At 44.4% G+C, this 21,635-nt stretch carries 20 protein-coding genes, 1 pseudogene and 1 other annotated feature; of the genes and pseudogenes, 14 read left to right on the top strand and 7 right to left on the bottom strand.

Annotated features, from left to right (window positions below):
• Window positions 1–89 precede the first annotated feature (89 nt).
• Entirely contained in the window at window positions 90–1,085 is a 996-nt protein-coding gene (trpS, locus tag BTA30_RS05655; RefSeq protein ID WP_076760291.1) for a tryptophan--tRNA ligase, read from the bottom strand.
• Between the two features lie 52 nt (window positions 1,086–1,137).
• Window positions 1,138–1,359: a binding site (T-box leader), on the bottom strand.
• Between the two features lie 459 nt (window positions 1,360–1,818).
• Here trpS and BTA30_RS05645 point away from each other — a divergent pair.
• From BTA30_RS05645 to spxA, 7 genes are all read left to right on the top strand, one after another.
• Window positions 1,819–3,447, top strand: coding sequence for a peptide ABC transporter substrate-binding protein (locus BTA30_RS05645; RefSeq protein WP_076760290.1), 1,629 nt, complete (start codon window positions 1,819–1,821; stop codon window positions 3,445–3,447).
• Window positions 3,448–3,544: 97 nt separating this feature from the next.
• A complete protein-coding gene (locus BTA30_RS05640; protein WP_076760289.1) occupies window positions 3,545–4,480 on the top strand; it encodes an ABC transporter permease in 936 nt (311 codons plus the stop codon).
• A gap of 4 nt (window positions 4,481–4,484) precedes the next feature.
• Complete coding sequence (locus tag BTA30_RS05635) at window positions 4,485–5,402, top strand: ABC transporter permease (protein WP_076760288.1); 918 nt, start codon at window positions 4,485–4,487, stop codon at window positions 5,400–5,402.
• A 13-nt stretch (window positions 5,403–5,415) separates the two neighbouring features.
• Complete coding sequence (locus tag BTA30_RS05630; RefSeq protein WP_076760287.1) at window positions 5,416–6,483, top strand: ABC transporter ATP-binding protein; 1,068 nt, start codon at window positions 5,416–5,418, stop codon at window positions 6,481–6,483.
• A gap of 1 nt (window position 6,484) precedes the next feature.
• Window positions 6,485–7,405 (top strand): ABC transporter ATP-binding protein, encoded by a 921-nt coding sequence (locus BTA30_RS05625; RefSeq protein ID WP_076760286.1) that lies wholly within the window; start codon window positions 6,485–6,487, stop codon window positions 7,403–7,405.
• Window positions 7,406–7,641: 236 nt separating this feature from the next.
• Complete coding sequence (locus BTA30_RS05620; RefSeq protein ID WP_076760285.1) at window positions 7,642–8,220, top strand: GNAT family N-acetyltransferase; 579 nt, start codon at window positions 7,642–7,644, stop codon at window positions 8,218–8,220.
• A gap of 175 nt (window positions 8,221–8,395) precedes the next feature.
• Window positions 8,396–8,791 (top strand): transcriptional regulator SpxA, encoded by a 396-nt coding sequence (gene spxA / locus BTA30_RS05615; RefSeq protein ID WP_009328833.1) that lies wholly within the window; start codon window positions 8,396–8,398, stop codon window positions 8,789–8,791.
• A gap of 40 nt (window positions 8,792–8,831) precedes the next feature.
• Here spxA and BTA30_RS05610 read toward each other — a convergent pair whose 3' ends face one another.
• Window positions 8,832–9,494, bottom strand: coding sequence for a TerC family protein (locus BTA30_RS05610; RefSeq protein WP_076760284.1), 663 nt, complete (start codon window positions 9,492–9,494; stop codon window positions 8,832–8,834).
• Between the two features lie 171 nt (window positions 9,495–9,665).
• On the opposite strand from BTA30_RS05610, the pseudogene BTA30_RS22985 reads away from it, so the two are divergent.
• The 5 genes and pseudogenes from BTA30_RS22985 to BTA30_RS05590 all read left to right on the top strand — a co-directional run bounded on the left by BTA30_RS22985 (window position 9,666) and on the right by BTA30_RS05590 (window position 13,689).
• A pseudogene (locus BTA30_RS22985) lies at window positions 9,666–9,794 on the top strand (hypothetical protein).
• Window positions 9,776–10,411 carry an adaptor protein MecA gene (mecA, locus tag BTA30_RS05605; RefSeq protein WP_076760283.1) on the top strand — a complete coding sequence of 212 codons (636 nt, stop codon included), beginning with the start codon at window positions 9,776–9,778 and terminating at the stop codon, window positions 10,409–10,411. Before BTA30_RS22985 ends, mecA begins: the two are co-directional and overlap by 19 nt.
• A gap of 160 nt (window positions 10,412–10,571) precedes the next feature.
• Window positions 10,572–11,597 carry a tripartite tricarboxylate transporter substrate binding protein gene (locus tag BTA30_RS05600; protein ID WP_239693673.1) on the top strand — a complete coding sequence of 342 codons (1,026 nt, stop codon included), beginning with the start codon at window positions 10,572–10,574 and terminating at the stop codon, window positions 11,595–11,597.
• Window positions 11,598–11,705: 108 nt separating this feature from the next.
• Window positions 11,706–12,161 (top strand): tripartite tricarboxylate transporter TctB family protein, encoded by a 456-nt coding sequence (locus BTA30_RS05595; RefSeq protein WP_076760282.1) that lies wholly within the window; start codon window positions 11,706–11,708, stop codon window positions 12,159–12,161.
• Between the two features lie 22 nt (window positions 12,162–12,183).
• The gene (locus BTA30_RS05590; protein WP_083696943.1) at window positions 12,184–13,689 is read left to right on the top strand and encodes a tripartite tricarboxylate transporter permease; all 1,506 of its coding nucleotides are present in this window, start codon (window positions 12,184–12,186) and stop codon (window positions 13,687–13,689) included.
• Window positions 13,690–13,708: 19 nt separating this feature from the next.
• Here the strand turns inward: BTA30_RS05590 and BTA30_RS05585 are convergent, their stop codons facing one another.
• The gene (locus BTA30_RS05585) at window positions 13,709–14,431 is read right to left on the bottom strand and encodes a response regulator (RefSeq protein WP_076760280.1); all 723 of its coding nucleotides are present in this window, start codon (window positions 14,429–14,431) and stop codon (window positions 13,709–13,711) included.
• A complete protein-coding gene (locus tag BTA30_RS05580; protein ID WP_239693672.1) occupies window positions 14,428–15,984 on the bottom strand; it encodes an ATP-binding protein in 1,557 nt (518 codons plus the stop codon). The genes BTA30_RS05585 and BTA30_RS05580 overlap by 4 nt, the downstream gene beginning before the upstream one ends.
• 185 nt (window positions 15,985–16,169) lie before the next feature.
• On the opposite strand from BTA30_RS05580, the gene BTA30_RS05575 reads away from it, so the two are divergent.
• Both BTA30_RS05575 and pepF read left to right on the top strand, forming a co-directional pair.
• A complete protein-coding gene (locus BTA30_RS05575; protein WP_076760278.1) occupies window positions 16,170–17,318 on the top strand; it encodes a competence protein CoiA family protein in 1,149 nt (382 codons plus the stop codon).
• Window positions 17,315–19,357, top strand: coding sequence for an oligoendopeptidase F (gene pepF / locus BTA30_RS05570; RefSeq protein ID WP_076760277.1), 2,043 nt, complete (start codon window positions 17,315–17,317; stop codon window positions 19,355–19,357). Before BTA30_RS05575 ends, pepF begins: the two co-directional genes overlap by 4 nt.
• A gap of 70 nt (window positions 19,358–19,427) precedes the next feature.
• On the opposite strand, the gene BTA30_RS23315 is transcribed toward pepF, so the two are convergent.
• The 3 genes from BTA30_RS23315 to BTA30_RS05555 all read right to left on the bottom strand — a co-directional run bounded on the left by BTA30_RS23315 (window position 19,428) and on the right by BTA30_RS05555 (window position 21,293).
• Window positions 19,428–19,595: a hypothetical protein gene (locus tag BTA30_RS23315; protein ID WP_094777299.1), complete on the bottom strand. Its 168-nt coding sequence runs from the start codon at window positions 19,593–19,595 to the stop codon at window positions 19,428–19,430.
• 400 nt (window positions 19,596–19,995) lie between these two features.
• Window positions 19,996–20,898 carry a protease adaptor protein SpxH gene (gene spxH, locus BTA30_RS05560; protein WP_076760276.1) on the bottom strand — a complete coding sequence of 301 codons (903 nt, stop codon included), beginning with the start codon at window positions 20,896–20,898 and terminating at the stop codon, window positions 19,996–19,998.
• Window positions 20,895–21,293, bottom strand: a complete 399-nt coding sequence (locus BTA30_RS05555) for a globin domain-containing protein (RefSeq protein WP_076760275.1) — start codon at window positions 21,291–21,293, stop codon at window positions 20,895–20,897. Before BTA30_RS05555 ends, spxH begins: the two co-directional genes overlap by 4 nt.
• Window positions 21,294–21,635 lie beyond the last annotated feature (342 nt).

Genomic DNA, 21,635 nt, shown 5'->3' with positions numbered 1-21,635 from the left:
TCTTGCAAGTGCGGCAGATTCGGTGAATACTTGTTCTTTATGAAAAACACCTTCTGATTGTCAACAGACCATCGAGAAGGTGTTTTTGTTTATCGTCTTTTTTTCCGGCCGAGGCCCATCGCATTCTCCATTTTTTTCAGCATCTTGCCGGCTGTTTGGTTTGCCCGTTCGGCGCCTTCGTCCAAAATCCGGTCCAGCTCATCTGATTCGATTAATTCGTGATACCGGTCTTGAATCGGCTTCAGCGCGCCAATGACGACTTCGGCAAGATCGCTTTTAAATTCGCCGTAGCCTTTGCCTTCGTATTTCTCCTCAAGCTCATCGATTGAGACTTGTTCGAGAATCGAATAGATGGTCAGGAGGTTGGATACGCCCGGCTTGTTTTCTTTATCATACTTAACGATTCCGTCAGAATCTGTGACGGCGCTTTTGATTTTTTTCTCGAGCTGTTTTGGTTCGTCAAGCAAGGTGATGAACGCTTTTTGGTTCGGATCCGATTTGCTCATTTTTTTGAGCGGATCAGCAAGCGACATAATGCGGGCGCCGACCTTGGGAATTTTCACTTCGGGCACGGTGAAGATGTCATTGTATTTTTTGTTGAAGCGCTCAGCCAAATTTCTGGTCAATTCAAGATGCTGCTTCTGATCTTCCCCGACAGGGACGACATCTGTTCCATAAAGCAGGATATCTGCCGCCATTAAAGGAGGATATGTCAATAATCCCGAGACGACAGCTTCGTTCCCGGCGGATTTATCCTTGTACTGCGTCATGCGCTCAAGTTCGCCGATATAGGCGACACACTGAAGCATCCATCCCGCCTGGGCGTGCGCGGGCACTTCAGATTGGATAAAGAGCGTCGCTTTTTCCGGATCAAGGCCGATGGCCAAATAAAGAGCGGCCAGGTTTCGGATGTTTTTTCTCAGCGCAAGGCGGTCCTGCGGGACGGTGATCGCATGCTGGTCAACGATGCAGAAATAGCAGTTGTAGTCATTCTGTAATTCAACAAATTGTTTCATGGCTCCGATATAGTTGCCAAGCGTAACAGAGCCGCTCGGCTGAATGCCGGAAAATATTGTTTTCTTCATTTAGAATCCCTCTTTTCATATCAATATAAAAAGGCCCACTCTCCCCTTAAAGAAAAGGGACGAATGAACCGTGGTGCCACCCTGATTATTTCATTATGGTCAAAATGAAATCACTCTAGACGTTTTTAACGAAGTCTTCTCCGGCTGAGCCTACTTATACGAGTTCGGTCAGCTGCTCCAAAGCCCATTCCACATTCGCCATTATCCGCTCCCAGCACCGCGGACTCTCTTTAAATGGGGAGAAATGTGTACTCTTCTTTTTCAAAGCATTTTATTCATAATTTTATTATATATAAATTTAAAATGAATGTCACGAGTCTCCAAAAAAGAAAGCTCAGATCAAGTTGACCAAAGTTTGCTGGACAGCGTAATGTTCTTTATAAAGAATGACTATTGTTATATGTGTAAAACGTTTTGCACAGTTGGACATCAACTTTCATTTTAACGTAGTCATGCTTTAAAAGAGAGAAGGATATTCGTTTATTTGGCAGAAAACCTGACAAACCTAAATAGTTTGAATAAAAAAATAATTGAAAATTAATATTGCAATAAATTATTCTATTAATTATAATGAATTTGTTCACCTTGGTGTTACAGGTTCTTTACATAATAAATATTCAGAAAAGACGAAACAGAGAAAAAAGTGTGGCAAGTAGGCCTATTACTTTTTTATGATAAATCTGAATATTCAGGAGTAAGGGACTAAAAAAATATGAAACAGGGGGGTTTCTCTTTGAAGAAGCGTTGGTCATTAATCAGTTTACTGCTCATTTTTACTCTCGTCCTCAGCGCCTGCGGTTTTGGCTCAAGCTCTGGTGACGGCGGTAAAAAAGACAGTAAAGGGAAAGACACAGTGAACGTCAATATTAAAACTGAGCCGTTTTCACTCCATCCAGGACTTGCAAACGATTCAGTTTCCTCAAACGTGCTTCGCCAGACTTTCGAAGGGTTGACGACAATCGGCAAAGACGGAAAGCCGGTTGAAGCGACAGCGTCAAAAATCGAAGTCAGCGACGACCAGAAGACATACACATTTACAATTCGCGATGGTGTGAAGTGGTCAAACGGAGATCCTGTAACAGCAGAGGATTTTGAATACGCCTGGAAATGGGCGCTTGATCCGAAAAATGAATCACAATATGCCTACCAGCTTTACTACTTAAAAGGCGGTGAAGCGGCGAACACAGGCAAAGGAAAACTTGAAGACGTCGGCGTTAAAGCGGTGAATGACAAGACTTTGAAAGTTGAGCTTGAAAAACCGACACCGTATTTTACTGAACTTACGGCATTCTACACCTATTTACCTGTGAATAAAAAGGTCGCTGAGAAAAATCCGAAATGGTATACAAAAGCTGATGAGAACTACGTATCCAACGGACCTTTCAAAATGACGAAATGGAAGCACAACGGAAGCATCGTGCTGGAGAAAAACGAACAGTACTGGGATAAAGATGCTGTCAAACTGAAGAAAATCAATATGGCGATGGTCAACGACGCCAACACCGGCCTCAATATGTATAAAAAAGGTGAGCTTGACTATGTAGGACTTCCTCTTGACGAGATTCCGACGGATGCAATCCCAACCCTGAAAAAAGAAGGGTTGAATGTTGATCCGTTCGCAGCCGTTTATCTCTACAAATTCAATACAGAAGCGGCTCCGCTGAACAACGTCAACATTCGCAAAGCTTTGACATACGCGATCAACCGCGAAGCGATCGTCAAAAACATCACGCAAGCGGAACAGATTCCTGCGATGGGATTAGTGCCGCCGGCAGTCCATGGGTTTGAGTCCAACGAAGGATATTTCAAAGATCATGATGTTGAGAAAGCGAAAGAATATTTGCAAAAAGGCTTGAAAGAACTCGGTTTGAAAAAAGCGTCAGATCTTCCGAAAATCACGCTTTCTTACAATACGGATGAAGGCCACCAAAAAATCGCCCAGGCCGTCCAGGAAATGTGGAGCAGAGATCTAGGCGTTGATGTTGAATTAGGCAATGAAGAATGGAACGTATACATTGATAAGCTCCATACCGGAAACTATCAAATCGGCCGCTTGGGCTGGATTGCCGATTTTAACGACGCGATGAACTTCCTTGAAACATACCGTGACAAAGAAGGCGGAAACAACGATACAAACTGGGAGAATGCAAAATATAAAGAATTGCTTTCAAAAGCTGCTACAGAAGCGGATGCCGATAAACGCGTGGAGCTGATGAAAGAAGCCGAAGGCATCATCATGGATGAACTGCCAATCGCTCCGATTTACTTCTACACAATGCCTTATCTTCAGGATGAAAGCTTAAAAGGCGTTGTTCTGACAGGTACTGGAGAGATCTATTTTAAAACTGCGTATTTTGAATAAAACTGCAGAAAAAGTATATGGGGCTTTTGAGTTTCCCCCCATATACTTTTATTTATGATAAGAAGTTAATAGACTGAATATTCGGAGGTGTGTAAGATTGATTAAATTTTTAGGCCGTCGTCTTGTATATATGCTGATTTCTCTCTGGGTTATTGTCACAGCTACCTTCTTCCTGATGAGAGCAATTCCTGGCGGACCCTTTTCAGGCGAGAAGAAACTTCCTCCTGCAATTGAAGCCAGCCTCAATTCTTACTATGGTTTAGACCAGCCCCTATTTAAACAATATCTCGATTACTTGGTATCGGTTATGAAGTGGGATTTTGGGCCTTCATTTAAATATAAGGGACAAACTGTGAATGACTTAATCGGCTCCGGTTTTCCGATTTCTTTTACACTTGGATTGGAAGCGATTTGTCTCGCCCTGGCATTTGGCGTGTTATTCGGCGTCATTGCAGCCTTGAAGAGGAACAGCTGGCAGGATTATTCTGCGATGATGATCGCTGTTGTCGGCATTTCTGTGCCGAACTTCATCATGGCCGCGCTTCTGCAGTATGTGCTCGCGATGAAGCTTGGCTTGTTCCCTGTCGCACAATGGGAGTCTTGGGGACATACCGTGCTGCCGGCAATCGCCGTTGCCTCAATGCCGATGGCGTTTATCGCCCGTCTGACCCGTTCAAGCATGCTTGAAGTGTTAAGCAGCGACTACATCCGCACGGCGCGTGCGAAAGGTTTAAGCACGTCAGCTGTTACGTTTAAGCATGCGATACGAAATGCAATCATGCCCGTTGTTACATATATGGGGCCGATGGCGGCATCTATTTTAACAGGAACGTTTGTCGTTGAGAAAATCTTCGGCATACCTGGACTCGGCATGCACTTTGTCACGAGCATTACGAACCGCGACTATACGGTTATCATGGGTGTTACCGTGTTTTTCGGGGCGATCTTATTACTTTGCGTCTTGATTGTTGATCTTTTGTACGGCTTAATTGATCCGCGCATTAAACTGTTTGGCGCTAAGAAAGGGGAGTAAAAGGATGCAGCAAATACCTAAAGACATGTTTGAACCTGCAGCTGTTGACCATAGCGAAGCCGAAAAGATCTCTAAGAAAAACCTTTCTTTTTGGACGGATGTATTCTTAAGATTTAAAGAAAACAAGCTGGCGCTGTTCGGCCTGGTGCTTCTGATCCTGATTGCTCTAATGGCTATCTTTGCGCCTATGTTTTCAAGCTTTCAATACGAAGAGACCGATTTAACGAATACGAATCTACCGCCAAGTGCTGAGCACTGGTTTGGTACAGACGACCTTGGAAGAGACGTGTTTGTCCGGACATGGGTCGGCGCTCGTATCTCGCTGACTATCGGCCTCGCCGCGGCGCTGATCGACGTTTTGATCGGTGTGATATGGGGAGCGATTTCCGGTATCAAAGGCGGACGCACAGATGAAATCATGATGAGAGTTGCAGATGTTTTATGGGCGATTCCTTCACTATTAATGACGATTCTGCTCCTCGTTGTCATGGGCAAAGGTTTGATCACGATGATCGTTGCGATGGTCATTACAGGCTGGATCAATATGGCGAGAATTGTGCGCGGACAAGTGCTGCAGCTTAAAAATCAGGAATTCGTCCTTGCATCGAGAACATTAGGGGCGAAAAACTCACGCATTATCAGAAAACACCTGCTTCCAAACATTATGAGCCCGATTTTGGTGACGATGACATTAACCGTCCCTACGGCGATTTTCTATGAAGCATTTTTAAGCTATCTAGGTCTTGGCGTGCCGCAGCCGCTGGCAAGCTGGGGAACGATGGCAACCGACGGTGTGCAGGGCATGGAATATTACCCTTGGCGCTTGTTCTTCCCGGCTACATTTATCTGCCTGACCATGTTTGCATTTAACGTTATCGGCGACGGATTGCGCGATGCTTTAGATCCGAAGCTTCGTAAATAAAGGAGTGAGAAAGATGAAACACTTACTGGAAGTGAAAGATTTAGCCATTTCTTTTAAAACTTACGCCGGAGAAGTTCAGGCTATCCGCGGCGTCAATTTTCACGTTGACAAAGGGGAAACGCTTGCGATCGTCGGCGAATCCGGATCAGGCAAAAGCGTCACTTCACAGGCGATTATGAAACTGATTCCAATGCCGCCGGGCTACTTTAAGAACGGACAAATTTTATTTGACGGACAAGACTTGGTGCCGAAAACGGAAAAAGAAATGCAGTCGATTCGCGGCAAAGATATCGGCATGATATTTCAAGATCCGATGACTTCTTTGAACCCGACAATGAAAGTCGGCCGCCAAATCACAGAAGTGTTGTTTAAGCATGAGAAAATCTCAAAAGAAGACGCTCATAAGCGGGCGGTTGAGCTGCTAAGCCTGGTAGGGATTCCGATGCCTGAACGGCGCGTCAATCAATATCCTCATGAATTCAGCGGAGGAATGAGACAGCGGGTGGTCATCGCGATGGCGCTTGCCGCCAATCCAAAGCTCTTGATCGCCGATGAACCGACAACGGCTCTTGATGTGACGATCCAGGCGCAGATTTTGGAACTGATGAAAGATTTGCAGAAAAAGATTGAAACATCGATTATTTTTATCACGCACGATCTCGGCGTCGTCGCCAATGTGGCGGACAGAGTCGCCGTGATGTACGCCGGACAGATTGTTGAAATTGGAGCGGTTGACGAAATTTTCTATAATCCGAAGCATCCATACACTTGGGGGCTCCTCGCTTCAATGCCGAGCCTTGATAATGACGGTGATGAAGAATTGATGGCAATCCCGGGATCACCGCCTGATTTGACCAATCCGCCAAAGGGAGATGCATTTGCATTAAGGAGCCCTTATGCGATGAAAATCGATTTTGAACAAGAGCCGCCGATGTTTAAAATATCCGACACTCACTATGTGAAATCATGGCTTTTGCATCCAGATGCACCGAAGGTCGAGCCGCCGGCTGCTGTCAAAAGCAAAATGCGGGAGTTTAAAGATCAATATGAAAAACCGGTTCAAGTGAAAGAAGGTGAATGACATGGCAGAAAAACTTCTCGAAATTAAGAACTTAAAACAGCACTTTTCAACGCCGAAAGGAACTGTTAAAGCTGTAGATGGCATCTCTTTTGACATCTACAAAGGAGAAACGCTTGGCCTTGTCGGCGAATCGGGCTGCGGAAAATCGACGACAGGCCGGTCAATCATTCGTTTATATCAAGCGACATCCGGTGAGGTCTTATTTAAAGGAAAGAATGTGCACGACAAAAAGTCTGCCAAAGATCTTCTCGAATTCAACCGGAAGATGCAGATGATCTTTCAGGACCCGTATGCCTCATTAAATCCGCGGATGACGGTTGCCGACATCATCGCCGAAGGAATCGACATTCACGGTTTGGCAAAAACGAAAAAAGAACGTGTTGAACGGGTGAACGAGCTGCTGAATCTTGTCGGTCTAAACAAAGAACACGCAAACCGCTATCCTCACGAGTTTTCCGGAGGACAGCGCCAGCGGATCGGAATCGCAAGAGCGCTTGCGGTCGAACCGGAATTCATCATTGCCGATGAGCCGATTTCGGCGCTTGACGTGTCCATTCAGGCGCAGGTCGTCAATTTAATGAAGGATCTGCAAAAGGAACGGGGACTGACATACCTGTTTATCGCCCATGATCTGTCCATGGTGAAATACATCAGCGACCGGATCGGTGTCATGTATTTCGGAAAGCTCGTTGAATTGGCGCCGGCCGATGAATTATATGAAAATCCGCTTCATCCGTATACACAATCACTGCTTTCGGCCATCCCGCTTCCGGATCCGGATTACGAACGCACCCGTGTGCGGAAAACGTATGATCCGTCGGTCCATAAGCTGAAAGACGGCGAACAGATGGAGCTTCGCGAAGTGAAGCCTGGACATTTTGTCATGTGTTCTGAAGAAGAGTTTCAAGCATATCAAATCTAAATAAACATTTGAAAGGCAGCCTGACCGCTGCCTTTTTTGGTGAAAGCGAAGCATCCGCTTCGTTTTTTTGTGAAAAAAATTGAAACCTTCGGCGATGACGTTCGTCTTAGTATATATAGGTAACATGCTCAGCTTGATAAGCTCCTTGTTCTTTTCCGAAAGATCTTGTTTAAACTAATGAGAAAGCGGGTATATCTAAGGTGTGAATCATAAGAAAATTCATAAGGAGCAAATCTATGAACTGGTATGAAAAGCTTAGCGAGTATTTTCCGGTTGAAGAAATGAAATCAAAAGAGCACATGGAAGCGCTATTAAAGGAACAAAACGATATTTACCATAAAGAAGAAGGCCGCCATCATATTTTGATGTATGCCGAGTTTGATTCCTTTATTTTCATCGACTATCTTTTCGTTTCTAAAGACGCCAGAGGTCAGGGACTCGGTTCCAAACTGATCGAGAAGCTCAAAGAGAAAAACAAACCGATACTCCTTGAGGTCGAGCCAGTAGATGAAGATGATGCAGATACAGCAAAACGTCTTAAATTTTATCAAAAGAAAAACTTTAAACATGCTGAGTCAATCGGTTACCGCCGCCGGTCGCTGGCTACCGGCAAAGTCAGCAAAATGGAGATTTTATACTGGTCCCCGAAATCAAACACGGAAGAAGAAGTGTTTGAAGCAATGAAAGAAACGTATGAAAAAATCCATACATATCAAGATGAAAAATGGTATGGAGAATCATTTGAAGATGTCGATGATGTGCTGGAAATCGTTGATGATCAAAAGCAAAAAAACATTTTCGATGAACTAAACTAACTGAGAATGATAATAGGCGAAAAGAACAAAAGTTGCAGGATTGTCAAAAAAATTCTGTTGCAGACTGTTCACACTTACTTTTTTATAGTATAATACTCTATAAAGATTACTTTTTTAGATTTATTTCAATTTAAGAATACGCTATTTCATTCTACTTTTTAAGGAGTGAAGCATGATGGTTACATTATATACATCACCAAGCTGTACGTCTTGCAGAAAGGCGCGCGCATGGTTGGAAGAGCACGATATTCCATTTACGGAAAGAAACATTTTTTCTGAGCCTTTATCAATTGATGAGATAAAAGAAATTTTACGGATGACGGAAGACGGAACAGACGAGATCATTTCAACTCGTTCAAAAGTGTTCCAAAAGCTGAACGTCAACCTTGAAACAATGCCTCTTCAGGAGCTTTACCAGCTCATCAATGAACATCCAGGCCTCTTGCGCCGTCCGATCATCATCGATGAAAAACGCTTGCAGGTTGGATACAATGAGGATGAAATCCGCCGATTCCTTCCTCGCAAAGTGCGCACATTCCAATTAAGGGAAGCGCAACGCTTGGCAAACTGATGATGAAGAAAAAGAAGGCTGAATTTTTCAGCCTTCTTTTTTAATGTTTTTCACCCATTTGTTCATAATAAATACTGGCTAAAACAACAAAAATAACCGTGAGGATTGGAAGGAGCATTTCAAGGATGCTGTGCCTTGCCATAAAGGAAGACAGCTCCTGTTCCCTGACAATCATTTCGCCGCCTGTATAAGCGAGCAGCCCGCTTCCAGCATAGATCAGAAGCGGAAATTTGGCCATGGCGGTCTGGATCAGCCTGCTGCCCCAAATGATCACCGGAACCGAAATCATAAGGCCGGCCACAACAAGCATCAGGCGTCCGTGCGAGGCTCCGGCAACAGCAATGACATTATCGAGGGACATGAACAAATCGGCAACCACAATAATACGAATCGCTTTCCATAAGGATGTCCCGCTTTTGACATGCTGGGCGTCTTTCTTTTCAATCAGGAGCTGATATCCTAAATACAGAAGAAAAATTCCTCCGGTAAATTGCAGGTAGGGAACCGCCAGCAGATATACTGCTGCTGTGGTCAGCATGATTCTCAACAAGATGGCAATGCATGTGCCGATGATGATTGCTTTTTGTCTTTGCTGTGGAGGCAAATTGCGGCTCGCCATCGCAATGACAACAGCATTGTCACCGCCGAGAATGAGGTCGATTCCTATGATGACAAGGAATGACATCAGTAATTCGTGTTCCATCAACTGGCACCTCACTTTGCTGGCGGGCTGCCTCTTTGGCGAAGCCCGCATCTTCAGCTGCTGCTTGTACAACTAATATATGAAGAGGGCCGGAATTTATGTTAGCCTGTCTTTTCATGCATTTTTATTTCTTTTGCGCCTTTTTTATCATAAAATAGAAAATAAAGATTGATCAGGTATAAGGTTAAGAAGTGGACGTAATGGGTAAAGTGTAGTAAAGTACAATTAATTGGGAGCTTAGTTATCCCTTCAACATCTTACAAAGAAGGGAAGGTTGGCAAATGGAAATCGAAAGAATAAACGAACATACGGTTAAATTTTATATTTCCTACGGTGATATAGAAGACCGAGGGTTTGACAGAGAAGAAATTTGGTACAATCGAGAACGCAGTGAAGAGCTTTTTTGGGAAATGATGGACGAAGTGCACGAAGAAGAAGAGTTTGCCGTTGAAGGCCCCCTTTGGATTCAAGTGCAGGCCCTTGATAAGGGATTGGAAATCATTGTGACAAGAGCTCAGCTCTCTAAAGACGGACAAAAGCTTGAACTGCCGATTCCTGAAGATAAAAAGCAAGATGCAGCAGAAGAAAGCCTTGACGCTTTGCTGGAAGATTTTCAAAAGGAAGAAGCCGAAGAGCAGAAGCTGCAATTTGTATTAAAATTTGCTGATTTTGAGGATTTAATCTCATTATCAAAAATGACGATAAGCGGCTGCCAAACGACATTGTACTCTCATGAAAACCGCTATTATTTATTCGTGGATTTCAATGAACTGCCTGATGAAGAGGTTGAAAATCAGCTGAGTATTTTGCTGGAATATGCCTCAGAATCAAAAATGACGATTCATATGCTGAAAGAGTATGGAAAACTGGTTGCAGCGGATCATGCTCTTCATACAATAAAAAAACACTTTGCATAAAAGCCGGTTTCTTTTGAAATCGGCTTTTAACCTTTCCTGCGTGTCGGGAAAGGTTTTTTTTGTGAACTTTATGAACAAAAAGAACATTATGCCGTTAAACTGTGCAAGAGAAGCAGACGAAGCTATAATGAAAGCGATTACAAAAAAGGGGGAACACAGCATGGCAAAAAGGGGTACACTTTGCGGCTTTTTCATTTTACTTGTGTTTGCGCTCATTTTGGGAGGATGCGGCGGAAGCACGGCTTCAAAAAATAAAGCTGCCGAAGAAAAAGGCTTTAAACCTTCAAAACCGATTGAGGTTGTTGCGCCTGCCGGTGCCGGCGGGGGATGGGATACAACGGCAAGAACCGTATCCAAAATATTGGGTGAAGAAAAACTGATCGATAAGATGGCTGTCGTCAACAAACCTGGCGGCGGCGGTGCAACCGGCTGGTCATACGTTCACCGCAAAAAAGGCGATGATCATACGCTGTTCGTCACGTCACCGCCGATCTTGTTCGTGCCTTTAAACGGACAATCCCAATACGGTTATGAGGACTTTACACCGATTGCAAGCGTGATTGCCGATTACGGAGCGTTTGTCGTTCATAAAGACTCGCCATATCAAACAATGAAAGATCTTGTGGATGCACTCAAAAAAGATCCGAAGGCCGTTTCCATTGTGGGCACATCTTCTCCTGGAAGCATGGATCACATGCAGTTTGTAAGCGCTGTTCAAAAAGCGGGTGTTGACGCAAAACAGCTTAAGTATATAACGGCGCAAGACGGTGCCGGAATGAGTATGCTGCTTGGCAAAAAAGCCGATGTCTACTCGACCGGTGTCGGTGAAGCCGCGGAACAGGCGCGGGCCGGCAAGGTCAGAGTATTGGCCATTACCGCCCCGGAGCGCATGAAAGGGGAGACCGTCAAAGATTTTCCGACTTTAAAAGAACAGGGAATCGATAATGAATTCACGGTTTGGAGAGGTTTTATGGGCCCTCCGGGAATGAGCGAATCAGCTGTTCAGTTTTATGAGGAAAAAATCAAAGAGATGATGGAGAAAGACAGCTGGAAATCAATTCGGGACAGCTATGGCTGGACCGATAACTATATGGATCATCAAGAATTCAAAAAATATCTTGATGATCAATATAACGAGATGGAAAGTCTGCTGAATGAGATCGGACTTGGGGAAAAGGCCAAATAAACAGACCAGAATGTGAAGATCGCGGAGCCGGCATGTCAGGCTAAAGGCCAAGCCGTTTGGCTGACGCTTGCCGGCTTAGGAGGAAATCGAGAAAGGCTGGTGTAAACCATGAGGATCACAAACCGGGTCGTATCCGTTGTGATTTTAGCTGTGGCCGCCATTTATTTGGTGCTCAGCTTTAATTTAGACAGCTATCCGTATGCCGTCATTGATGCGGATGTGCTTCCGAAAAGCTTGGGTATATTGCTCCTTATTCTCGGAATATTTTTGTTTTTTGAAAAAGATCAAAAAGACACGAATGTGAAAAAGCTGTTTCAATTAAAGAAAAAAGATGTAAAGGTCATGACCCTTTGCGTTGTTTCGTTGCTCATCTATATTACGATCTTAGAAATGGCCGGATTTCTGCTGTCAACCATTATACTGCTTATCGCCCTGCCGGCGATATTGGGATATAGAAAGTGGAAAACAGCTATTGTCGTTTCGCTGATTTTCACCAGCACGATTTATTTTTCATTTCATTATTTGCTGAACATTATGCTTCCGCAGGGGGTTTTGCCTTTTTAATCAACGATAAGGAGGGATGAGCATGTTAGACAGCATTTTATACGGATTCCAGGTGGCATTGACCCCGCAAAATATTATGTTTGCCTTTATTGGCGTACTGATCGGGACGGTTATCGGCATGCTTCCGGGACTCGGGCCGATTACCGCAATTGCCATCATGATTCCGTTAAGCTATGGGATGGATCCAGCCTCAGCCTTGATTTTAATGGCCGGTGTCTATTATGGAGCGGTATTTGGCGGATCGACTTCTTCCATCCTTTTAAATGCCCCTGGTATAGCCGGGACTGTTGCCACGTCGTTTGACGGCTATCCAATGGCAAAGCAGGGGAAAGCGGGAAAAGCGCTGGCCGTGGCTGCCATCTGTTCGTTTGCAGGCGGAACGATCACCGTCGTCGCACTGATGCTCGTGGCTCCGACAATGGCAAACGTGGCCGTTACATTTGGACCCACTGAGTATTTTGCCCTGATGCTGCTGGGCCTGGTGGCCATTGCCAGCCTTTCAGAAGGGTCGACGGTCAAGGCATTGATCTCGGCTACATTAGGCTTTATGACCGCCACCATCGGAATTGATCCGCAGACGGGAACAGAGCGGTTTACATTTGGTGCTGCAAGCCTTCTAGAAGGAATCGACTTTCTGATCGTGGCCCTTGGACTGTTTGCATTAGCTGAAGTTGCATTTTTAATTAAAACGCGAAACAAACCGATGACAGAGGGAGCATCCCAAGTCGGCAGCCTGAAGGTGACAAAAAGCGAAATGAAAGAGATTTCCGGACCGATCGCAAGGCATTCGGTGATCGGATTCCTGCTCGGAATACTGCCGGGGGCTGGAGCAACGATTGCGTCTTTTATTTCTTATATTACAGAAAAGAGAATCTCAAAAAATCCCGAGTCGTTTGGCAAGGGGAATATTAAAGGCATTGCAGCACCTGAAACGTCGAATAACGCGGCAACGAGCGGCGCCTTTGTACCCCTGCTGACACTGGGAATTCCCGGATCAGGGACAACCGCCGTTTTGCTTGGCGCACTCCTGGTTGTCGGTGTTCAGCCTGGTCCGCTTATGCTGACGGATCATCCCGATGTTTTTTGGGGCGTCATCGCCAGCATGTATATCGGCAATTTGTTTCTGCTGATTTTAAATTTGCCGCTTATTCCTTTCCTGTCAAAGATTTTGCTGATTCCTAAGCAGCTTTTGATTTCGCTCATTTTTGTTTTCTGTCTGATCGGAGTCTATGCCGTGACCTTTAATATTGTTCACCTTTATATTTTGGTTTTCTTCGGCATTCTCGGGTATTTTATGAGGGTTTTGTCTTTTCCGGCCGCGCCGTTTATTTTGGCATTTATTTTAGGCGGCCTGATGGAAGAATCGTTCAGACAGGCCATGACGCTGTCCTCCGGCAGTCTGACCGTATTTTTCGAAAGCCCTGTCACGATCGGGCTGATGATGGCGGCGCTTCTGTCTCTCATCTTGCCATCGATTTCCCGGGCAATGAAGAGCAGGCATAAAAAATCGATTGATTTAGAAGGATAAGCTTTTGAGGTCCGGAACGCTATGTTTCCGGACTTTCATCGGCTTTGACCTGCTTATAGCGCCGCTCAGGGCGTCCGACGGTCCCGTAGTAAAGTTCTGTTTTGACGTATTTCTCTGCTGCTAAAAATTCTAAATAGCGCCTTGCGGTCGTCCTGCTGACACCGATGGTGCGGCCCAGATTTTCTGCAGTAATGCCCTCCGTGTTTTCGCCGTTATGTAAAACAGCGGCTACTTTTTTTAATGTCAGGCCGTCAATGCCTTTCGGATAATCGGCATCTGCCATTTGCTTTTCTTTCATCAAATTTCTTCTTTTTGCCATTAACGTATCGACATCTGTCTGATCAATTGATGACAATGTATTCACCTTGAGCCGGTAAGACCGGTAGTTTAAAAGGGTTTCTTTCAATCTGGAAAACATGATCGGCTTAATCAAATAGTCGACGGCTCCTGCGCGTATCGCCTGTTCAACATATTCAACTTCTTTGGCCGCCGTAATCATCATGACATCTGTATGCCTGAGCTTCTGCCTGATCAGCCAGAGAAGCTCCATACCGGAGCCATCCGGCAGGAAAATATCCAACAAGACAAGGTCAGGCTTTACGGCCGGAAGCAAGTCTTTGGCATCTTGAAAATGTTCGGCGATCCCGATGACGGAAAATCCTTCAATTTTACTGATCAATTTTTGATGAATATCGGCGTTTTTGATATCATCCTCGACAATAAATACTTGCAATTCTTTCATCTTTGGTCCCCCAGCGTATCTCTTGATTTTGGTATAACGACAGTAAACAATGCCCCGCCAAGGTCGCTTTTTTCCGCTTTAATTTCTCCGTTTAATGCTTTGACAGCTTCTTTCACTAAATGGAGCCCAAGACCGCGGTGGTTTTCCGACTTTGTCGAATAAAACTTTTGAAATATTTTTTCTGTATCAGCGTCGGGAATACCGTCTCCTGAATCTTCGACTTCGATTAACAAATGATCTCCCCCGTCAGATAAAAACACAAGAATGTTCCGCTCTTTTTTTTGCGAAACGGCATCAAATGCGTTCTCAATCAGATTTCCCAGTATCGTAATGAACTTTCCCTGATCCATTTCAGGAGGCAATGCGTCGATTTTGGAGCTTTCATCGATTTCTAACTCGACATGGAGCTCTTTCGCACGATTGATCTTACCAAGTAAAAGCCCGGAAAGGAGAGGGTCTGGAATGGAATGAATCAAAAATTGCAGCATATCCTGATGGCTTTTGTTTTCTTTCTGAATGAGTTCGAGCGCTTCTGAATAGCTTTCAAGCTGAATCAGGCCTGCGATTGTGTTCAGCTTGTTTGAATATTCGTGGGTCTGGGCTCTCAGACCTTCTGCGTATTGCGATGTTTGCGCTAATTTTTTCGATAGCTCGTCAATATCCGTCTTTTTTCTGAAGCTCGCGACAGCCCCGCGGATGATTTCATTCTCAAAAATCGGCACCCTGTTGACGATCAATTCTTCGTTTCCAATCGTTAGTTCTTGGTCTTTCTGGGCGGTTTTCGTTTTCAGGACTTCAGGAAGCATTGTGTTAGGGAGAAGCTGGGAAATCGGCTTGCCGATCCAGTGATCTTCACTTTCCACATCAAGCAGTTCACAGGCTTTTTTATTTAAAAGGGTGATTTTTTCATATTTGTTAATGGCGATTAAAGCTTCATGCACAGACTCGGTGATCGCCTGTTTTTCTGTATATAATTGATTAATTTCATAAGGCTCAAGGCCGAAAATGGATTTCTTTACATTGCGGGAAATATAGACAGCCCCTGAAACCCCCATCAGCACGACGAATCCCAATAAAAATATGAATTTTGTCTGATATTGATAGACGACATCCTGAATATTTTCTTTTAAAAAACCAACCGAGATGATCCCGACGATTTCTCCATTTGCGGCTCGGACCGGCGCTTTGCCTCTGATGGCGGCCCCTAGTGTGCCGACGGCTTCGGAAACATATGCTTCACCTTTTTCAAGGGCGCGCTCATTGTCTCCTCCGACCATCGGTTTGCCGATTTTGTTCGGATCTGGGTGGGCATAGCGGATTGAATTGGTCGAGCCGATGACCACGTATTGTGCACCGGACTGTTTTCTTGCTTTTTCTGCAATCGGCTGGAGCGCTTCAGACGGATTTGAGGTTTCGAATGCTTCGCTGATGGAAGGCATTTGTGAGAGCGTTTTTGCCATATCAAGCGCTCTGGCCTGAATTTGTGTTTTTAAAGAATTTTCTAAAATCAATAGATAAAGGCCGCTCATGACAGAAAGTAAGATAAACAGCAACGTTAATATCAGCAATGTCAGTTTTGTGGTCAATTTCTGTTTTATATCAAAAACTCCTTTTCTGAAAATTTCGTGCTCTATAATACTACTTTATAGAAAATCAGCTTAAATTTGAAGCGTTTTCAAAAAAAGGAGAGAGCAGATACCTGTTGAATACTTAGTGGTACAGAAAGGAGGAATGCAATATGTTCAGCGCGCAAAGCAAAGAAGGGCGGCTGATTTGTCTGGCTGACGGATACAGAGCAGATGAGCTCAAACGGATGAGGGAGAGGCATACTTTTTATTGCCCGGCCTGTCATCATAAGCTCGATCTCAAAATCGGCGCCAAAAAGCTTCATCATTTTGCCCATAAGCCGGGTTCAGCGTGCCCTGTTCCGCATGAGCCGGAAAGCCTTTATCATTTGAAAGGGAAGCGGCTCTTGTATGAATGGCTTGGCGGACAAGGGCTGAGGCCAGAGCTCGAACCGTATTTGCGGACGATCAGACAGAGGCCTGATTTGCTTGTGAACAGCGGGACGCTCAAAATGGCGGTTGAATTTCAATGCGCGAATCTCAATCTAAAAGAGTATCAAAAAAGGACGGCTGGCTTCCTGAAACTCGGGATCGAGCCGCTCTGGATTGTCGGCGGAAATCGTCTGAAGCGCTCAGCAGGCTGCTTTTTTCAGCTTTCCGGCTTCCATTGGCAGTTCAGCATGAGAAATGAAAAACTTCCGAAGCTCTTGTTTTTTTGCCCCGATCAAAAAGCTTTTCTCGTCCTTGAACATTTAATCCCGTTTTTGACAAATAAAACATCCGCATCGGCAAGGTATCTCCCTCTGCAGCAGACAAAATGGCACGATTTAACCTCCTCTAAAAGCCGTTCCTCGTATCAGCTTGATGCATGGAAAAGGAATCTCCTCAAATTTCGGACGACACCCAGCCGTTTTTTATCAAAAGAGTCAAAGCAGATAGCCGCGCTGTTTTATGAAAGGTTTCAAATTCCGCTTCCATTTTTCCCATCGGAAGTCTTTCTTCCCGTGCCCAGCGGCTATATTTTTGCTCATCCGGTTTATGTGTGGCAAGGCCATCTTTACTTGTACTTGACGACGCGGTCTTCTTTTCACATGCAATCGGCCGTTCTTTATATGGACAAACTGGTTCAATCAAAAAAGCTGAAGCTGAGGCGGAATCAGCGGGAGACGGTTGTGAACGCCGTATGTGAATATATTCAGTTTTTACACGAAAAAGGATTTTTAAAGAAGGAGGAAGAAGTTTATTATCCCGCCGGTCCGATTTTTTTAAAGCCAAGGCTGGCGGAGCTGCTGAAAAGAGATGAACGGTATTTTTCCGAATGATCACCAAGCCTTTCGTCCAACCTAAGGAAAGGAAGGTGGTGTCCGGACTGTTTCAGCTCAAAAGGTATGTATGTTGTATTTTGGTTGCCGCATCAAGCATGATTTTTTCCGCAAATGATTTGACAAAAGACGGTGAAAAAACAGAAGATAAACACAATACAAGTTTATTGAACATCAATGGACTTGGAGTAAAGAAAGCGAGGGGATTTACAGTGGCTGAAGAAAAGCAAACAAAGAAACTGCCTTCAAGAGATGAGGTGAAGAAAGAAGAGACGTGGAAACTCGAGGATATCTTCCCATCAGACGATGCTTGGAATGAGGAATTCCAAGCGGTGAAAGAGCTGCTGCCTAAGCTCTCCGAATTCAAGGGCAAGCTCGGCCATTCAGCTGATGATTTATATGAGGCGCTGACGTATCAGGATAAGGTAATGGAAAGGCTGGGCAAGCTGTATACTTACGCACATATGCGCTATGATCAAGATACGGGAAACTCGTTTTATCAAGGTCTCAATGATAAAGCGGCCAACCTCTATACACAGGCAGCGAGCGCCACAGCTTATATGGTGCCGGAAATTTTATCGATTCAGGAGGAAAAACTTCAGCAGTTCCTTTTGGAAAAAGAGGAATTGAAGCTCTACTCACATGCTCTCGAAGAAATTAACAAAGAGCGTCCCCACGTGCTGAGCGAGGAGGAAGAAGGGATTTTGGCCGAGGCTTCAGATGTGCTTTCATCCCCGTCAAACACATTTGGGATGCTGAATAACGCCGATATGGAATTCCCGGAGATCACCGATGAAAACGGAGAAAAACGGCAGATCACCCACGGCAATTATATTACCTTTTTAGAAAGTGAGAACCGCGATGTCCGCCGCGCTGCATTCAAGGCGGTTTACGAGACGTACGGACGCTTTAAAAATACGCTTGCTTCAACGCTCAGCGGAGCGGTGAAAAAAGATAACTTTTATGCGAAAGTCAAACATTATAAGTCGGCGAGGGAAGCGGCGCTTTCGCGAAACAGCATTCCAGAAGAGGTCTATGATAATCTCGTCGGGACGATCAATAAACATCTGCCGCTTCTGCATCGGTATGTGGAGCTTAGAAAAAAAGTGCTCGATCTTGATAAGGTCCACATGTATGATCTGTATACTCCGCTTGTAAAAGATTCCGGCATGAAGGTGACATACGAACAGGCGAAGGATTATATGGTGAAGGGTCTGGCACCTTTGGGCGAAGAGTATTCCTCCATCTTGAAGGAAGGCTTAAACAACCGCTGGGTCGATGTTTATGAAAACAAAGGAAAACGGAGCGGAGCTTATTCTTCCGGGACATATGGGACAAACCCGTATATTTTGATGAACTGGCACGACAATGTCAACAACCTGTTTACGCTCGTTCATGAATTCGGCCATTCTGTGCACAGCTATTATACGAGAAAATATCAGCCGTATCCGTATGGAAACTACAGCATTTTCGTCGCCGAAGTGGCTTCAACGACAAATGAAGCGCTTTTAGGGGAATACCTGCTGAATACGATAGATGATGAAAAACAGCGGCTTTATATTTTAAACCACATGCTCGAAGGGTTTAAGGGAACAGTATTCAGACAGACGATGTTTGCCGAATTTGAGCATGAAATCCATGTCAAGGCCCAGGAAGGAGAGCCGCTGACTCCTGAGCTGTTAACGAGCATCTATTATGATTTGAATAAAAAATACTTCGGAGACAATATTGAGATTGACAAAGAAATCGGTCTTGAATGGTCAAGAATCCCGCATTTCTACTACAATTACTATGTCTATCAATATGCGACCGGCTTCAGCGCAGCCCAGGCTTTGAGCCAGCAGATTTTAAAAGAGGGCAAACCAGCTGTTGACCGCTATATTGACTTTTTAAAAGCGGGAAGCTCGGATTATCCGATTGAAGTGCTGAAAAAAGCGGGCGTCGATATGACGTCATCAGAACCGATCGAAGCTGCATGCAAAACATTTGAAGAGCGGCTCAATGAAATGGAGGAGCTTCTGCTTAAATTAAATCAATAAGTGAATTCAGGGCTTTGGAGGCTGCCCGTAAATAGCGGCAGCCTTTTTGCACAAGCTTAAGACACACTGCCTAAAAACCTTTAAATGTTTTCCGATGATTGAAGCGGCTGATCGTAAAAAGGATGGATATAAACAGCAGAGGAGACGTAATATAAAGAGGAAGCATCTGCATCCAGCCTAAAATGTTCAATACGAAAAAAAACAAAATCGATGCAAGTCCCAAAATCATTTGTAACATAAAAACCCTCCTATGGACTGATAAAATGTCAAAAAGCGAAAAATGACGCTTTACAGTGCGTGAACCCGCATTCTTTCCCGCATTTTGCCGTGTGAATCAGCCGTTTTCTTTCCTACTTTCATCATATGATGGACATCTATCTTTTATGTTTTGTGACAAAAATGTGAAAAGTAATGAAATCAGTTGTCAAAACTCGACATGATTTGATATTATAAAGATGTGAAATTGATCACAAACAAACATTTACCCCTTTGTTTGACCGTGAAAAATTTCTCCCATCCCCTTTGTTGTCGTTAAGACATAATAGAAACCGCGCTTATCCCGGCGCGGTTTCTTACTGCTCTAAAAAAGAACATAAGTTCGGTAACAAGCATAAAAAAGAAGCACGGAAAAACCCGTGCTATTTCTCGCACTGATAGAGCGGTCCGGCATCATCATTTTCGTTCACATAACGCCAGAACATGCCGTGTTTCGCTTCCACTCTTTCGGCTTTTCCGGCGAAAGCGAGCTTTTTCATTTCGCGTTCGACTTCATCAAGCGTCCAGTTATAAACGACTGCAATTTCTTTATCCGCTACAAATTGAAAGTATTCAAAAAATAGCTCGAGCGGCGGAGTTTGCGATGGCTTTGGCTCATCGCCGAGCATTTCAAACAACACCTCTTCGTATATTTCATATGAATAATTTCCCGTTACTTTTAAGCCTTCTCCTTCGCGGAGATTATTAAAAAAAGTGAGGGTTGGAACCGATGAGACTTCCATTTCAGCAGCGATTTTCATATCGCATTGCAGCGCTTTTACGGCGCTTTGTGAATGAAGATCCTTTTGAAATTCGTCCAGATCGAGCTGTGTATGTTCCGCAATATCAAACAGCACCTGTTCTTCTGTAATATCCTGCTGATTAAGAAACAAGCTCTCCTGCATACATCTCAAAAATTGCATTCCGGCTTTTCTGCCTTGCAGCTCTGCCGCTTTTAGCGCAAGGGAGGCGAGGTATGGAGCGGAAAGCGCTTTGTCATACCAAAGCGTTCCGTCGCAGGACATCCCTGAACGGCAGGCGATTTTTTCCCAAGCCTCTGCGAGACGGTGCTTCTTTCGCTTTTGAACATTTAATGCTGTAAGGCTGCAGGCGGCGATCATGCGCATTGTGAAAAATCGGCCATAGCGGATTTTTAATTTTTTTATCGCTGGCTCCAGAGCCCAGCATTCCGGAGATAAAGGGTCAACAAACATATAAATTTCCATCGGCTTTTGCGGGTGTCCATGGCAATGGGAGAAAAATTGGTCACGCTGATAAATTGTCAATGTGAACCATCCTCCATTTTAGGCTGGTTGACCATATGTCTTGCTGTCAATGTCAGCCTTTCAAAAAGAAATTCCCTGATATCGCCCGTCAAACCGACATGATCCATTGCCTCTTTCATACACGAAAGCCATGCATCCGCTCGTTCAGGTGTGATCGGAAATGGAAGATGCCGAGCCCTCAGCATCGGATGCCCGTGTTCCTCTGTATAAAGCGGGGGGCCGCCCAAATATTGCGTTAAAAATTGTTTCTGCTTTCTGGCCGTTTCCGTCAAATCATCCGGAAAAATCGGGGAGAGCAGCGGATGCCGTCCCACTCGTTCATAAAAAGTATCAACAAGTTGCGATAGAAGTTCTTCTCCAATCGCTTCATAAGGTGCGTTAAACGATTGTCCCATGTTGACTACTCCTTTTAATATGGCTAATAGGAAAAAATAACGATTCCTATCGCAAAAAAATATTTATCTTGTGCATCATTTATTATTTCAAGATTGTATATACTTATTTTATCAACCCTGTTCCATTTCTACAAACAAACCGACTTTTAGCCTGCAGATTGGAATCGCTGTTTTTGTATGAAATATCATATCATATCCGATTATTAAATGTGTATTTTTTATATCAGGAGGATAAATTTGGAGGTTTTTTGAACGGCAAAAAGCCAGAAAGGGAAACTTTCTGGCTTCAGCGTGTCGACAAATCCTCGCATTCGTTGTCAGGCCTGCGCGTCGGTGCTCACG

This window comes from Bacillus swezeyi (genome assembly GCF_001969815.1).
GTDB lineage: Bacteria > Bacillota > Bacilli > Bacillales > Bacillaceae > Bacillus > Bacillus swezeyi.
The sequence above is the reverse complement of the archived record's forward strand: the minus strand, read 5'-3'. Positions and strand labels throughout refer to the sequence as shown.

What these genes read in the sequence shown, in the direction of transcription:
- trpS (WP_076760291.1), bottom strand. Translation starts at nt 1,085, where the DNA reads ATGAAGAAAACAATATTTTCCGGCATTCAGCCGAGCGGCTCTGTTACG.
- BTA30_RS05635 (WP_076760288.1), top strand. Translation starts at nt 4,485, where the DNA reads ATGCAGCAAATACCTAAAGACATGTTTGAACCTGCAGCTGTTGACCAT.
- BTA30_RS05630 (WP_076760287.1), top strand. Translation starts at nt 5,416, where the DNA reads ATGAAACACTTACTGGAAGTGAAAGATTTAGCCATTTCTTTTAAAACT.
- BTA30_RS05625 (WP_076760286.1), top strand. Translation starts at nt 6,485, where the DNA reads ATGGCAGAAAAACTTCTCGAAATTAAGAACTTAAAACAGCACTTTTCA.
- BTA30_RS05620 (WP_076760285.1), top strand. Translation starts at nt 7,642, where the DNA reads ATGAACTGGTATGAAAAGCTTAGCGAGTATTTTCCGGTTGAAGAAATG.
- spxA (WP_009328833.1), top strand. Translation starts at nt 8,396, where the DNA reads ATGGTTACATTATATACATCACCAAGCTGTACGTCTTGCAGAAAGGCG.
- BTA30_RS05610 (WP_076760284.1), bottom strand. Translation starts at nt 9,494, where the DNA reads ATGGAACACGAATTACTGATGTCATTCCTTGTCATCATAGGAATCGAC.
- mecA (WP_076760283.1), top strand. Translation starts at nt 9,776, where the DNA reads ATGGAAATCGAAAGAATAAACGAACATACGGTTAAATTTTATATTTCC.
- BTA30_RS05600 (WP_239693673.1), top strand. Translation starts at nt 10,572, where the DNA reads ATGGCAAAAAGGGGTACACTTTGCGGCTTTTTCATTTTACTTGTGTTT.
- BTA30_RS05595 (WP_076760282.1), top strand. Translation starts at nt 11,706, where the DNA reads ATGAGGATCACAAACCGGGTCGTATCCGTTGTGATTTTAGCTGTGGCC.
- BTA30_RS05590 (WP_083696943.1), top strand. Translation starts at nt 12,184, where the DNA reads ATGTTAGACAGCATTTTATACGGATTCCAGGTGGCATTGACCCCGCAA.
- BTA30_RS05585 (WP_076760280.1), bottom strand. Translation starts at nt 14,431, where the DNA reads ATGAAAGAATTGCAAGTATTTATTGTCGAGGATGATATCAAAAACGCC.
- BTA30_RS05575 (WP_076760278.1), top strand. Translation starts at nt 16,170, where the DNA reads ATGTTCAGCGCGCAAAGCAAAGAAGGGCGGCTGATTTGTCTGGCTGAC.
- pepF (WP_076760277.1), top strand. Translation starts at nt 17,315, where the DNA reads ATGATCACCAAGCCTTTCGTCCAACCTAAGGAAAGGAAGGTGGTGTCC.
- BTA30_RS23315 (WP_094777299.1), bottom strand. Translation starts at nt 19,595, where the DNA reads ATGTTACAAATGATTTTGGGACTTGCATCGATTTTGTTTTTTTTCGTA.
- BTA30_RS05555 (WP_076760275.1), bottom strand. Translation starts at nt 21,293, where the DNA reads ATGGGACAATCGTTTAACGCACCTTATGAAGCGATTGGAGAAGAACTT.